Raw genomic sequence first — 13,850 nt, 5'->3', positions numbered from 1 at the left:
GAGGCGGTCAGCCGTCCACGTACGCGGCCAGGTGCTCGCCCGTAAGGGTGGAGCGCGCGGCGACGAGATCGGCGGGGGTGCCTTCGAAGACGATGCGGCCGCCGTCGTGGCCGGCGCCGGGGCCCAGGTCGATGATCCAGTCGGCGTGGGCCATGACGGCCTGGTGGTGCTCGATGACGATGACGGACTTGCCGGCGCCCACCAGGCGGTCGAGGAGGGCGAGGAGGTGCTCGACGTCGGCGAGGTGGAGACCGGTGGTGGGCTCGTCGAGGACGTAGATGCCGCCCTTGTCGCCCATGTGGGTGGCGAGCTTGAGCCGCTGCCGCTCGCCGCCGGAGAGGGTGGTGAGCGGCTGGCCCAGCGACAGGTAGCCGAGCCCCACGTCCTCCATGCGCGAGAGGATGGCGTGTGCGGCCGGTGTCTTCGCGGGGCCGGCGCCAAAGAACTCCCGCGCCTCGGCCACGGACATCGCGAGCACCTGGCTGATGTCCTTGCCACCGAGTTTGTACTCGAGCACCGCGGCCTGGAAGCGCTTCCCCTCGCACTCCTCGCAGACCGTGGCGACGCCGGCCATCATCGCCAGGTCGGTGAAGATGACGCCCGCGCCGTTGCAGTTGGGGCAGGCGCCCTCGGAGTTGGGGCTGAAGAGCGCCGGCTTCACCCCGTTCTCCTTTGCGAACGCCTTGCGGATCGGCTCCAGCAGGTCCGTGTACGTGGCCGGGTTGCTGCGCCGCGAGCCGCGGATGGGCGTCTGATCGACCGACACCACGCCGGCCGACGCGGGGATGGAGCCGTGGATCAGCGAGCTCTTTCCCGAGCCCGCCACGCCCGTGACCACGCAGAGCACCCCCAGCGGCACGTCGACGTCCACGCCCTTGAGGTTGTGGCGGGTGGCGCCGCGGATCGGCAGCTTGCCGGTGGGGGTGCGCACCTGGGTCTTGAGCGACGCCCGGTCGTCCAGGTGGCGGCCGGTGAGGGTGCCGCTCGTCCGCAGCCCCTCCACGTTCCCCTCGAACACCACCTCGCCGCCGGCCGAACCCGCGCCGGGGCCGAGATCGACGACGTGGTCGGCGATGGCGATCGTCTCCGGCTCGTGCTCCACCACGAGCACGGTGTTCCCCTTGTCGCGCAGGCGCAGCAGCAGGTCGTTCATGCGCCGCACGTCGTGGGGGTGCAGGCCGGTGGTGGGCTCGTCGAAGACGTAGGTGACGTCGGTGAGCGAAGATCCCAGGTGGCGGATCATCTTGACGCGCTGCCCCTCGCCGCCGGAGAGCGTGCCGGACGGGCGGTCGAGCGAGAGGTAGCCGAGTCCGATCTCCACGAACGAGTCGAGCGTCTGCTGCAGCGTCGTGAGCAGCGGCGCCACCGACGGCTCGTCCAGCCCGCGCACCCATTCGGCCAGGTCGCTGATCTGCATCGCGCACGCGTCGGCGATGCTGATGCCCTTGATCTTCGACGAGCGCGCGGCTTCGGACAGCCGGGTGCCGCCGCAGTCGGGGCAGGTGGTGAAGGTGACGGCGCGCTCCACGAAGGCGCGGATGTGCGGCTGCAGCGCGTCGACGTCCTTGGAGAGCATCGACTTCTGGATCTTGGGGATCAGCCCCTCGTAGGTGAGGTTGATGCCGTCGACCTTGATCTTGGTGGGCTCTTTGTGAAGGAGCGCGTGCAGCTCTTTTTTGTTGAAGTCGCGGATCGGCTTGTCGGGGTCGAAGAAGCCGCAGCCCCTGAAGATGCGGCCGAACCACCCGTCCATGGTGTAGCCGGGGATGGTGAGCGCGCCCTCGTTGAGCGACTTGCTGTCGTCGTACAGCGCGGTCAGGTCGATGTCGTTGACCGCGCCGCGCCCTTCGCAGCGCGGGCACATGCCGCCGGTGATGCTGAAGCTGCGGCGCTCCCTGACCGTCTCACCGCCGCGCTCGAGCGTCACCGCGCCCGTTCCGCTGATGGATGCGACGTTGAAGGAGAACGCCTGCGGGGAGCCGATGTGCGGCTGCCCCAGGCGGCTGAAGAGGATGCGCAGCAACGCGTTGGCGTCGGTGGCGGTGCCCACCGTGGAGCGGGCGTTGGCGCCCATCCGCTCCTGGTCGATGATGATGGCCGTCGTCAGCCCGTCGAGCACGTCTGCGTCCGGGCGCGCGAGTGTGGGCATGAAGCCCTGCACGAAGGCGCTGTACGTCTCGTTGATCATCCGCTGCGACTCCGCGGCGATAGTCCCGAACACCAGCGAGCTCTTGCCCGAGCCCGAGACGCCGGTGAACACCGTCAGGCGGCGCTTCGGCAGCTGGACGCTGACGTCCTTGAGGTTGTTCACGCGCGCGCCGTGCACGCGGATGAGGTCGTGGCGGTCGGCGGCGTGCGGCTGCATGGCCTCGCTCATCGTAGATCCTAAAAAAAGGAAGTCTCACGCGGAGACGCGGAGGCGCAGAGAAAGAACCCCGAAAAGCCTCACACAGAGAACACAGAGAGAACTACAAGCCACTGAGAAAAACTCGTGCTGTTCTCTCTGCGTCTCCGCGCCTCCGCGTGAGGCAATGCGGTTCTCAGCCCTGCTCGATGCGCACCAGCTTGCCCGCGGGCGGCGTGCGGCTGCATGGGCTCGCTCATCGTAGATCCAAAAAAGGAAGTCTCACGCGGAGACGCGGAGGCGCAGAGAAAGAACCCCGAAAAGCCTCACACAGAGAACACAGAGGGAACTACAAGCCACAGAGAAAAACTCGTGCTGTTCTCTCTGCGTCTCCGCGCCTCCGCGTGAGGCAATGCGGTTCTCAGCCCTGCTCGATGCGCACCAGGTTGCCCGCGGGATCGCGCACGGCGGCGTCGCGGGCGCCCCAGAAGCGGTCGGCGGGCTCCTCCAGCACCTCCACGCCCGGCGCGGCGGCGACCCTGGCGAAGGTGGCGTTCAGGTCGTCGGTGCGCAGGAAGACCGCGCCCAGCTCACCCTTGGCCAGCAGCGCCGCGACGGCGTCGCCATCCTGCTTGGAGCGGCCGGCGTGCGGCTGCGAGAGTACGATCTTGATCTCTGGCTGGCTCTCGGTGGCAAGGGTGATCCAGCGGAATCCGCCGTGGGCCACCTCGTCGCGCACCGTCAGGCCCAGGGTGTCGCGGTAGAAAACGAGCGCGGCGTCGGGGTCGTCGACCAGGACGTGGACGGCGCTGAGTGATACGGGCATGGCACCTCGCTTGGTGGGGATGCTTTGCTGAAACGGTGATGGCGTTGAAGCTAAGCGGGTGCGGCGGGGATCGCTTCTCGAAAACTGCTCACTTCGCCGCGTCCTCGCGCTTGCGCGGGCGGGTGACCACCATCGTCTGGCAAGTGGGGACGGCGCGCAGCTCGTCGTGGCTGCGAGCGCGGTAGCTGGACGGCGTCTCGCCCACCAGCTCGGTGAAGCGGGCGGAGAAGGAGCCGAGGCTCGTGCAGCCGACCTCGAAGCAGACGGCCGTCACGCTCAGGTCGCCTCGGCGGAGCAGCGCCTTCGCCCGCTCGATGCGCCGCGTCATCAGGTACCCGTACGGCGTCTCGGAGTACGCCTCGCGGAAGCGGCGGCTGAAGTGCGCCGTGGACATCAGCGCCGTGCGGGCCAGCGCCGGCACGTCGAGCGGCTTCGCGTACTCGCGGTCCATCCGGTCGCGGGCCCTGCGCAGCCGCCGCAGCTCGTTCAGGTCGACGTTCATCTCACCTTCGGCCGGGGTTCGGGCGGAAAGTGTACGAATGGCGCGGGAGGGAGTCAAGCGAGGGTGCAGGCGCCGTCAGCCGGCCGGGGATGGGGCGTGGAGGGGCTTCAGGCTGCGCGGCTCGGGACGGCTCGCCGGAACGTGGTCCAGCGCGCGGATCGCCCGAAGATAGGCAGGCGGCATCAGCAGACGCTGGACGAACGAGCGCAGTCCGGCGCGGACCAGGAGGGGATAGAAGCGGATCAGGGGGCGCAGCCACTCGGCGCGCTTCAGCCGCAGCAGGCCTCGCACGTGCGCGGGCGCCAGGATCGCCTGCACCCGCAGCAGGAGATGATAGCGCCAGGGGCCGAGGTGCTTGCGGTACTGGGCGTACAGCGCATCGGTGCCCTCGCCCCTGACCAGGTCGCGGCGCAGGTGGAGGTCGCGATCCGCTCGCCACTCCGCGTGCGACGCGGGGAGATCGGGGATCTGGAGGCCGATGCCCACGCGGCGGAACACGTCGAAGAGCTCCTCCCGCTCATCCGCAGTCAGCGGCCTCGCGAGCAGCTCGTGCGCCCGCTCGGAGTAGTCGATGAGCATGTAGAGCACATCGCGGTGCGCCCAGTCCGGGATCGACTGCCCACGCTCGCGCTCCACCGCCTGGTGAACCGCCACGATGCGGTCCAGCGTGCGCGCCGCCGTCTGCGCGTCCGCGAAGACGATCCCCTGCGCGTAGCCCGCGGTGGAGAAGAGCCGGTTGATGGGGTCGTTCGGCAGCTTTCCGGTGAAGAACAGCCAGTCGATCGCGCGGTTGAGCGCGAACTCGGCCGCGGAGCCCGCGAAGGCGAGGAGCACCATGTCTCCATCCCCCCAGATCCGCCGCACGATGGAACCTCGATCCACGAAATCAGCCACGATGAACCTCGGTTAAGTTTTTTTGTCATCATGAGCGACGCGCTTCACCGTCCTCTCCGCGTCTCCGAACCGTGGCGCGGAGCGAGGGATCTACTGTGCGTGCCGAGGGCCCGGTTGCGATGCACGGTGCCCGGCCCAGCCCCGGCTAGATTCTTCGGCCGCCGCCCGAGATCGGAACGATCTGCGAGGCCTGTGGAGCGGCTCCCTCAGAATGACAAAATGGGGGGGCAGTGCTGCGGCTAGTGCGTGACGCCGCGGCGGACCTGCGCCTGGGCGGAGTCGATGTAGGCGCGGTAGCCAGCGGGGTCGATGAACGGCGCCGCCGGGTCCTTTGCCGTGTCGCGCCCGGCGAACTTGGGGTACCGTCCCCACAGCCTGCCGTGCGACGTTACCCAGATGTCGGCGGGGAGGCCGCGCAGCACGCGGAAGCTGCGCTCCAGGTCGGCCGGCTGCTCCGGGTACTTCATCCCGCCCAGCACCTTGAGGCTGCACGCGCTCACCACGGTCAGCACGCGCCCGCCGTCGCGCACGGGGAACGACCAGGTGGTGCAGCCGCGCGTGTGGCCGCCCGTGATGTGCGCCGTGAGCGCGACCGGGCCCACGCGGACCGTGTCGCCGTCCCTGATGCGGTGGTCGACGCGCGCGGCCGGGTAACCGATCAGCCCGCTCCACATCAGCGCCCGCAGCGGCAGGATCAGGTCCCGGTCGTCGCCGCCGGATTCGATGACGTCCGCGCTGGCGTCGCTGGCCCACAGCTCGGCGCCGGACATCCGCTTCAGTGAAGCCAGCCCGCCGGCGTGGTCACCGTGCGGCTCCGAGTTCAGCAGCACCTTTACGTCCTTGATGTCGAAGCCGAGCTCCTTGATGCTCGCCTCGATCATCGTCGCCGTCCCTGGATAGCCGCCGTCGATCACCACGTGCCCCTGCGGCCCCGCGATCAGAAACGCCGACACGTCGTTGGCGCCGACGTAGTAGAAGTTGCCCGCGATCCGGAACGGCTTCGCGTACTTCTGCCCGCCTTTATCGGAGCTCGCCTTCCACTGCGCGACGAGGAACCCGGCGAGGATGGCTACGACTCCGATCAGGATCACCGGCCAGCGTCGCTTGCTACGATCGCGCACCGCGCGCTCCGTTTCTTGAGGATCAGTCACAGCTTGTAATCAAAGTACTCTACAATACAAAGCAGGTCAACAGCGCTGCCCCGCGGCCGCTCCCGCAACGCACGCCATCGCCTTACCTTCAACGCAAGGAACAGGATGTCACGCAAAGGCGCGGAGACGCCAAGGAAAGAAACGAAAGCCCTTTCTTTGCGCCTTTGCGCCTTCGCGTGAGGCCATTCGGATGCTCGCGAATTCGTGATAAACGCCATGAGCACCACCCGCGAAGACGAGTGGCTGTGGGGCTGGGATACCACGCCCGGCATCGTCTCCGTGTGGGCGGATGCGAACGGGCGCGCGTTCGTGTGGCGGCGGGTCAAAGAAACGGGTGCGCTGGTGCAGGAGGAGGAGCGGTTCCGGCCCTGGATTCTTCTCGACGCGCTGGACGACCTGCGCCACCTCGGCCCGCGGCTCGGGCGTGAGGGGACGCCGGACGCGCGCGTCTGGTACCGCGAGATGGAGGGGCCGGGCGAGCTGCGCGTCCTGGTATCCGCACGGAGCGGCGCGGAGCTGGCCAGGGCGGTGCTGCACGGAGCCTCCCGCCGCCTGGACCGGCCCGTGGAGCACCTGCGCGCGCTGGGCGCCGACCATGTGCTCGCGCTGCCGCCAGAGGAGCAGTACCTGGTGGCCACCGGGCGAACGTACTTTCGCGGCCTCGCCTTCGACGACCTGCACCGTCTGCAGTTCGACCTGGAGACGACGGGGCTGGATGCCACGCGCGACCGCATCTTCATGGTCGCCGTGCGCGATCCGGCGGGCGAGACGCACGTGCTGGAGGCGGACGGCCGCGGCGACGATGCCGAGGCGGAGCTGATCCGGCGGCTGGTTGCGGCGGTGCGCGCGGCCGATCCGGACGTGATCGAGAACCACAACCTGCACGGCTTCGACCTGCCGTTCGTGGCCGAGCGGGCCCGCCGATTGGGGGTGCCGCTCCCGCTGGGGCGCCTGGCCGGCGTGGGCCTGCGCGAGCGCGCCGCCCGCCGCGGCACCGCGCGCGGCGACGAGGGGCGGCGGGTGCGGCTCCTGGCCCCCGGGCGCGAGCTGATCGACACGATGGACGCGGTGATCCGCTACGACTTCAGCGCGCGCGAGCTGCCGGGGCACGGCCTCAAGGCGGTCGCGCGGCACTTCGGCGTGGCGGCGCCGGAGCGGGAGTACGTGCCCGGGAGCCAGGTGTACGCCGTCTACCGCCGCGACGCCGAGCGGGTGCGGCGCTACGCGTCCGACGACGTGGAGGAGGTCGCGGCCCTGGCCCGGCTGCTGGGCGGCGCCGCGTTCGCCCTGGCCCGCATGGCCCCGCGCCGTTACGAGCGCCTCGCCGACGCGGGCCCCGCCACGGGGGTGATCGATCCGCTCCTGGTGCGCGCGTATCTGCGCGCGGGCGCGGCGCTCCCCGTGCACCACCCCGGGGACGGCACCCCACACCAGGGCGCGGCGCTGCACCTCTTCGCCACCGGCGTGGCGTGGCGCGTGGTGAAGGCGGACGTGGCCAGCCTGTACCCGTCGCTGATGCGCGCGTACCGCATCGGGCCCGCTCGCGATCACTTGGGGGCGCTGCTGGCGCTGGTCGACCGGCTGGTGGAGCACCGCCTCGCCGCCAAGACGAGCGCGCGGGCGGCGCCCCCCGATTCGGCCGAGCGCCACACCCAGGAAGCCATCTCGTCCGCCATGAAGGTGGTCGTCAACTCCGCGTACGGCTACCTGGCGGCCCCCGGCCTGACGCGCTTCGCGGACGTGCACGCCGCCAACGAGGTTACGCGCCGCGGCCGCGACACCCTGGCGCTTATGTGCCGCGAGCTGGCCGCGCGCGGGGTCACGCTTCTGGAGGCGGACACGGACGGCGTCTACTTCGCCGTGCCGGAGGGGTGGAGCGAGGCGGACGAGCGGCGCGTGGTGGCGGAGGTGGGGGCGCTCCTCCCTCCGCTGGTGCAGCTGGAGTTCGAGGGGCGCTACGCCGCGATGCTCTCGCACGAGCCCAAGAACTACGCGCTGCTGGGCTACGACGGCACGCTGACGCTCCGCGGCGTCGCCTTCCGCAGCAGCCGCTCGGAAGCGTTCGGAGAGGCCTTTCTGCGCCGCGCCCTCGAACGCCTCTTCGCGCGCGACCTCGCCGGCGTCCGGGAGGCGTACCTCGCCACCGTGCGCGCGCTCCGCCGCCGCGAGCTCCCCGCCTCCGACGTCGCATCGCGCATCCGCCTGACGAAATCGCCCGACGCGTACGCCGCCACCCGCTCAAACAGACGCGAGCTGGCCTACGAGGCGCTCCTCGCGAGCGGCCGCACGACGTGGCGCGTGGGTGAGCGCGTGGACGTGTACCGCACCCAGAACGGCGGCGCCGCCGTCCTGCCGCAGGACGAAGCCGCGCGTGCCGCCCTGCGCGACTACGACGCGGAGCACTACGCCCGCACCCTCCGCACCCACTTCGCCGCGCGCCTCGCCCGCGCCCTCACCCCCGAGGACTTCTCCACCCTCTTCGCAGGCCCCGACCAGCTCTCCCTCTTCGCCCCCTCCGCCGCGAGCATGCGGCCGATACTCTCGGTGAGAGGTGAGTGAGCTGTTTATCAAACCACGTCGGAGGGGCTATCATGGTAGCAGTACAAATCAGGTGAATTCAAGCCACTCGAATTGGTGCTCCGGTATCTCCTTCTCGTCTGCCGGCAAAGTCGCTAAAAATGCCTCGAAATCACGTTGAGCATCTGCGTTGTAACTTCGGTAGCGCATGAGCAGATCAAGGTTAACCGCAACCATATGGCTTTCGTTGTACTCACCTTGACTGGCTATTCTCCTCCACTCTGGATCCGAGTATGCCATCCAAAACGGATTTGCATAGGCGTTGTTGTCCTCTGCAGAAACAGTCGGGACGATGTCTCGCGAGATCCACAGAAACGCGTTGAACGCGCGCGAACTTAGCGCGTCTGTAAAGTAGTCGAAGCTCCTGATGGTGATGCCCACTTCCCTCGCGTACTGATTCCTCAGCGCCTCGTTCTCCCTCCCACGCCTACCGATTACAATCATGTACGAGAAGTTGGGGTCGTCGTGGCGGATGAACTGCTTGGACGGAAATAGCCGCTTAGCCTCTTCTCTGTTGCGTTCCATCCAGCGTTTCCAATTCAGGATCTGTTGTACTGCGGTGTTCAGGCGAGCGGATGGAGCGCCTGCTGCGGTGTAGGGTGAGGTATGAGGAGATTCGATCTCGATCAACGTATAGTTTACCCCAAGGCTTCTCTCACTTTTTGCAACAACGAAATCCGTAGTAAAATCGCTACCGAGTCTGACCTTAGCGCTAACGAGTTGATCCGTCCCTGCTAACGCATGTGAGAAAAAGAAGCCCGCGTGCTGGGACAAAAACTTCTGGTATGCTTCCTCCTTTAAAGTCTCGTCCGCGAGCATCGCGATCCAACGCTCTCGAATTGCGGCGAACGTTGGGCTTGCCTTCACCAGCGACCAGTTCAGTAGCGCCATCGGGCAGTGTCTAGTGGAAGGTCAGTTTGCATTTGCACGGTAGTATCCTCTCCGCAAATCTACTTGCCTCACCACACCTCTGGCTTAGCACGTCTCATCAGCGCACTTACCCAACTCGCTCGCACCCACCGTCGCTGACACACTCAACAGCACGGCGACTAATGCGGACGTGCAAGCGACCGTTTCTCTCGTCTCTCCGGCCGGATCGCGCAGGCGGCGGGTGTAAAGAGGAGCAGCAGAGAGCCGCTGGATCCGGCCGACGTGCTTATGCAGGCCAGTACATACGCACGAGCGGCAGAAGGCTTCGACCCTGTGAGTCGAACTTGTCGTAGTATTCGACCACAAGATTCGCGAGCTCATCGAGGTCCACCAGCGTGATTGGCGTCCGCACGCGCTCTGATTCGAATTTCGCGTCATAGCTAAATCCGCCGGTACTGACGAACAGTGCCTTATCGCCGTCCTGAAGCACCCCCGCGAACGCCAGCATGATGTCCCGGCTGACCGGGTCACGAGTATGCTTTACCTGCGCGATGATCCGGGGCTGAAGAAACCCAAGTCCATCCGGCGACGCTACGACATCCCTGCCTCGATCACGCTTTCAGCACCTCCTCACCCGGCTCGAACACCGACAACGTGCTGCCCAGTGTGTTCTTGGACGTAGTGCTGAGTGAGTCGCGGCTTACGCGGCCGGACCAGTGTACCTTTCGAACATGGAAGTAATCGGGTAACACGTCGGTGGCGTACCGGTAATCACCTTCAATAGTCCCAACGAGATATTCCCGGCGCTTGGGATCATACGTAACCACACGATCACCGTTCTTCATTACGTGCCGGAACTTGTAAGCCATCGAGGCAGCGTTTGCCAAGGCGTTTGGCGCGATTTCTGGGTACACTTCCGCCAAGAGCGCCCGTATTTGGTTCTGCGTCTTGAAATTGGTAAATGCCCCTGCACCCTCAAAGCCGATTCCTATGTGGCTAGCCTTTTCGAACTCGTCAACCAGATAACCACCCTCGCCCGCGCGAACCATCCAGAAACGAGGCATCGTAGCAATCAAACACTGGTGATAGATAGCGAACCCTGAACTGGAATCTGGCTCCAACGGCACCGCTTGTCACGGGGGGCGACCCACGGGCGTGCTGTACGCCCCCACGGCTGTGCGGCACCCCCACATTCCTCTTGACGCCTATAGGAGACGCGCCTACCTTACTGTAGACGGCTATAGGAACCCACCCGCCGAGACGACCGTGACTCCACGCCCGCACATCGACGCCCTCCGGGGCTCGCTCGACCTGCTCGTACTCAAGACGCTCTCCCTGGCGCCGATGCACGGGTGGGGGATCAGCCAGCGCGTGCAGCAGATCACGCAGGGAGTGCTCGAGGTGAACCAGGGGTCGCTCTACCCGGCGCTGCAGCGGCTGGAGAAGGATGGCTTCATCACGAGCGAGTGGGGCGTGACGGAGAACAACCGCCGCGCCCGCTACTACCACCTCACCGCCGCCGGCAGCCGCGCGCTCGGCACCGAGCTGGAGAGCTGGCGGAAGTTCGCCGCCGGCCTCGAAGCCGTGCTCCGCACCTCCTGATCGACCCCCGCAAACACCCCCCTGGAGCACCCCCATGAGATGGATCGATGGAATCCGCGCGCGCCTCGCCCTGCTGTTCGGGCGGCGCGCGGCCGAGGAGCGGATGGACGAGGAGATCGGCTTCCACATCGAGATGGAGACGGAGCGGCTCGTCCGCGAGGAGGGGCTGGAGCCGGTGGAGGCGCGGCGGCGGGCGCTGGTGGCGTTCGGCGGGGTGGAGGGGCACAAGGAGGCGCTGCGCGACGGGCGGGGGCTGGCGTGGCTCAGCGGCCTCTCGCTCGACTTCAAGCTCGGCTTCCGGATGCTGGTGAAGTACCCCGGCCTCACGATCGTCGGCGGGCTGGCGATGGCGTTCGCCATCTGGGCCGGATCCGTCACGTTCGTGCTCGTCAACCAGTTCCTGAATCCGACGCTCCCCCTTCCGCACGCCGAGCGCATCGTGCGCATCCGCAACTGGGACGCAGCGGCGAACGAGGAGGAGCCGCGCGCGCTGAGCGACTTCCTCGCGTGGCGCGGCGGCCTGCGCTCGGTGGCCGATCTCGGCGCCTACCGCGAGATCTCCATCAACCTGATCGCCGGCAGCGAGGCGGGGCGCCCGCTGCGGGGGGCGGAGATCAGCGCGTCGGCGTTCCGCATCGCCCCTGAGGCGCCGCTCCTGGGCCGCGCGCTGGTGCCGGGCGACGAGCGGCCGGGCGCGGCGCCGGTGGCCGTGCTTGGCTACGAGGTGTGGCGGACGCGCTTCGCGGGCGACGCCGGCATCGTGGGCCGCACCGTGCGGCTCGGCGACACGCAGGCGACGGTGGTGGGTGTGATGCCGGAAGGCTTCGCCTTCCCCGTGGCGCACGAGCTGTGGACGCCGTTCAGGCCGGACGCCATCGTCCCCGCGCCGCGCGAGGGGCCGGCCATTCAGGTCTTCGGCCGCCTTGCGCCGGGCGTCACCATCCAGCAGGCACAGACGGAGCTGGCCGCCATGGGCCGCCGCGCCGCCGCCGAGCGGCCGGACACGCACCGCCACCTGCAGCCGCGAGTCGCGCGCTACACGGACCCGGCCACCGCATCCATGGACGACATGGCCCTCATGGGGTCGTTCAACGTGTTCGCCGTGATGCTGCTGGTCGTCATCTGCTCAAACGTGGCGCTGCTGCTCTTTGCGCGCGCGGCCGGGCGCGAGTCCGAGCTGGTGGTGCGCAGCGCGCTGGGCGCCACCCGCGGCCGCATCGTGGCGCAGCTCGTGGCCGAGGCGCTGGTGCTGGGCGCCGTAGCGGCCGTGGTGGGGCTGGCCCTGGCGCAGCTCGCGCTCCGCGACTGGGGCGTCGAGTTCCTGGAGCGCAACCTGGGGGCGCTCCCCTTCTGGTTCAACCTGAACCTGACGCCCGGCACCGTGCTCTACGCCTGCGCGCTCACCCTGCTGGGCGCCGCCATCGCCGGCATGGTGCCCGCGCGCAAGATCACGCGCGGCCTGGGCTCGCGGCTGAAGCAGGGCACGGGCGGGGGCGGCGGGGTGCGGTTCGGCGGCGTGTGGACGGCGGTGATCGTCACGCAGGTCGCGCTCACGGTCGCCTTTCCGGCGGTCACCTTCACGGTGCAGCGGGAGGCGGCGCGGGTGCGCTCGCTCGACCCGGGGTTCGCGTCCGGCGAGTACCTGAGGGTGCAGCTGGACTCCGAGGTGGGCGCGGACACGGCCGCGCAGATGGCCCGCTTCGCGGCGGCGGTGGGGACGCTGCGCCAGCGCCTGGAGGCGGAGCCCGGCGTCGCGGGCGCCACCTTCGTGGACGCCGTGCCGCTCGACCACCACAACGGGCGGCGGATCGAGCTGGACGCCCCCTCCGGCCCCTCGGCGGCGGCCGGCCCGCCGCTGGCCAACCCGGTGGTGCGCACCGCGGCCGTCGATCCCTCGTACTTCGACGTGCTGAAGGCGCCGGTCATGGCTGGCCGCGGCTTCGGCGCCGCCGATCTGGGGCCCGACGCGCACGTGGTGATCGTGGACCAGGGATTCGTCGACCGCATGCTGCGGGGGCGCAGCCCGGTGGGCCGGCACCTGCGCTTCCTGAAGCGCGGCGAGCAGACCCCCGAACCCTCCGCCCCGTGGTACGAGATCGTCGGCGTCGTCAGGGATCTCGGGATGAATTCCGCGTACGACGACGATCGCGCGGCGGGGGTGTACCTGCCGGCCGCTCCGGGCCGCGAGCTGCCGCTCAACATGATCGTCCACGTGCCGGGCGACCCGATGTCGCTGGCCCCGCGCATCCGCGAGATCGCCGCTGAGGTGGACCCCATGCTGCGGCTCACGGAGCTCCAGCCCGTGGACCAGGTGACCAGCGCCAACCTCTGGATCCTCGGCATGTGGTTCAAGATCACGCTCCTGCTGACCGGGGTCGTGCTCCTGCTCTCGCTGGCCGGCATCTACGCGGTGCTGTCGTTCACGGTGGCGCGGCGGACGCGCGAGATCGGCGTGCGCGTGGCGCTGGGTGCCCCGCGCGCGCGCGTCGTCGCCGCCATCTTCCGCAAGCCGCTCACGCAGGTGGGCGCCGGCATCACGGTCGGGTTCATCCTGGTGACGGCCGCCGCGTACATCGCGGTCGGCCACCGTCCCGACGGCGCGCCCCGGGATCCCGACGCGGCCCTGACGATGGGGAACATTGCGCTGCTCGTGGCCAACGCGCTGGTCATGCTGGCCATCTGCATGCTCGCCTGCGTGGTGCCCACCCGCCGTGCCCTGCGCGTGCAGCCCAGCGAGGCGTTGCGGGCGGAGTAGGGCGGGCAACAGCAGGGCTCACGCGGAGACGCGGAGGCGCGGGAGAACCGCACCTGCAGGGCTCACACAGAGACACAGAGACACAGAGCCACAGAGAGAGAACCGCAAGGTTTGCTCTGTGGCTTTCTGTTCCTTCCTGTGGCCCCTGCGTGATGCTTTTCTTTTTCCTACCGACACTGCTGTGCCGCCGGGCGGGGGGTACGCGGAGTTGAGCGCGGTGTAAGCGGGCTGAATCGCGTTGGAGGTCGTGCGAATAGACATGAGGTGCCCACGAAAGATCCCTTCGTGGGCACTCCTGTTCGCTTATGGGCGCGGTCCCGATTCGTGTC

At 68.4% G+C, this 13,850-nt stretch carries 11 protein-coding genes; 3 read left to right on the top strand and 8 right to left on the bottom strand.

Going from position 1 to position 13,850, the window contains the following annotated elements; genetic code table 11:
• Positions 1-7: 7 nt before the first annotated feature.
• From VF647_09315 to bla, 5 genes are all read right to left on the bottom strand, one after another.
• Positions 8-2,377: an excinuclease ABC subunit UvrA gene (locus VF647_09315; protein HEX8452282.1), complete on the bottom strand. Its 2,370-nt coding sequence runs from the start codon at positions 2,375-2,377 to the stop codon at positions 8-10.
• A gap of 388 nt (positions 2,378-2,765) precedes the next feature.
• The gene (locus tag VF647_09310; GenBank protein ID HEX8452281.1) at positions 2,766-3,170 is read right to left on the bottom strand and encodes a VOC family protein; all 405 of its coding nucleotides are present in this window, start codon (positions 3,168-3,170) and stop codon (positions 2,766-2,768) included.
• Positions 3,171-3,258: 88 nt separating this feature from the next.
• On the bottom strand, positions 3,259-3,672 hold the full coding sequence (locus VF647_09305; GenBank protein ID HEX8452280.1) for a helix-turn-helix transcriptional regulator: 414 nt from the start codon (positions 3,670-3,672) through the stop codon (positions 3,259-3,261).
• Positions 3,673-3,747: 75 nt separating this feature from the next.
• Positions 3,748-4,566, bottom strand: a complete 819-nt coding sequence (locus VF647_09300) for an oxygenase MpaB family protein (GenBank protein HEX8452279.1) — start codon at positions 4,564-4,566, stop codon at positions 3,748-3,750.
• A 239-nt stretch (positions 4,567-4,805) separates the two neighbouring features.
• Positions 4,806-5,687 (bottom strand): subclass B3 metallo-beta-lactamase, encoded by an 882-nt coding sequence (bla, locus tag VF647_09295; protein ID HEX8452278.1) that lies wholly within the window; start codon positions 5,685-5,687, stop codon positions 4,806-4,808.
• Positions 5,688-5,933: 246 nt separating this feature from the next.
• Here bla and VF647_09290 point away from each other — a divergent pair, with 246 nt between their 5' ends.
• On the top strand, positions 5,934-8,276 hold the full coding sequence (locus VF647_09290; GenBank protein ID HEX8452277.1) for a ribonuclease H-like domain-containing protein: 2,343 nt from the start codon (positions 5,934-5,936) through the stop codon (positions 8,274-8,276).
• 48 nt (positions 8,277-8,324) lie between these two features.
• Here VF647_09290 and VF647_09285 read toward each other — a convergent pair whose 3' ends face one another.
• The 3 genes from VF647_09285 to VF647_09275 all read right to left on the bottom strand — a co-directional run bounded on the left by VF647_09285 (position 8,325) and on the right by VF647_09275 (position 10,228).
• Complete coding sequence (locus VF647_09285; protein HEX8452276.1) at positions 8,325-9,161, bottom strand: Shedu anti-phage system protein SduA domain-containing protein; 837 nt, start codon at positions 9,159-9,161, stop codon at positions 8,325-8,327.
• A gap of 289 nt (positions 9,162-9,450) precedes the next feature.
• Complete coding sequence (locus tag VF647_09280; GenBank protein ID HEX8452275.1) at positions 9,451-9,720, bottom strand: restriction endonuclease; 270 nt, start codon at positions 9,718-9,720, stop codon at positions 9,451-9,453.
• A 55-nt stretch (positions 9,721-9,775) separates the two neighbouring features.
• On the bottom strand, positions 9,776-10,228 hold the full coding sequence (locus VF647_09275; protein ID HEX8452274.1) for a hypothetical protein: 453 nt from the start codon (positions 10,226-10,228) through the stop codon (positions 9,776-9,778).
• Positions 10,229-10,430: 202 nt separating this feature from the next.
• On the opposite strand from VF647_09275, the gene VF647_09270 reads away from it, so the two are divergent.
• Positions 10,431-10,766: a PadR family transcriptional regulator gene (locus VF647_09270; protein HEX8452273.1), complete on the top strand. Its 336-nt coding sequence runs from the start codon at positions 10,431-10,433 to the stop codon at positions 10,764-10,766.
• A 34-nt stretch (positions 10,767-10,800) separates the two neighbouring features.
• On the top strand, positions 10,801-13,521 hold the full coding sequence (locus VF647_09265; protein HEX8452272.1) for an ABC transporter permease: 2,721 nt from the start codon (positions 10,801-10,803) through the stop codon (positions 13,519-13,521).
• Positions 13,522-13,850: the final 329 nt, after the last annotated feature.

The organism is Longimicrobium sp., assembly GCA_036387335.1.
GTDB lineage: Bacteria > Gemmatimonadota > Gemmatimonadetes > Longimicrobiales > Longimicrobiaceae > Longimicrobium.
Note: the sequence above shows the minus strand (reverse complement) of the source record. Positions and strands in the feature narration are given on the sequence as shown.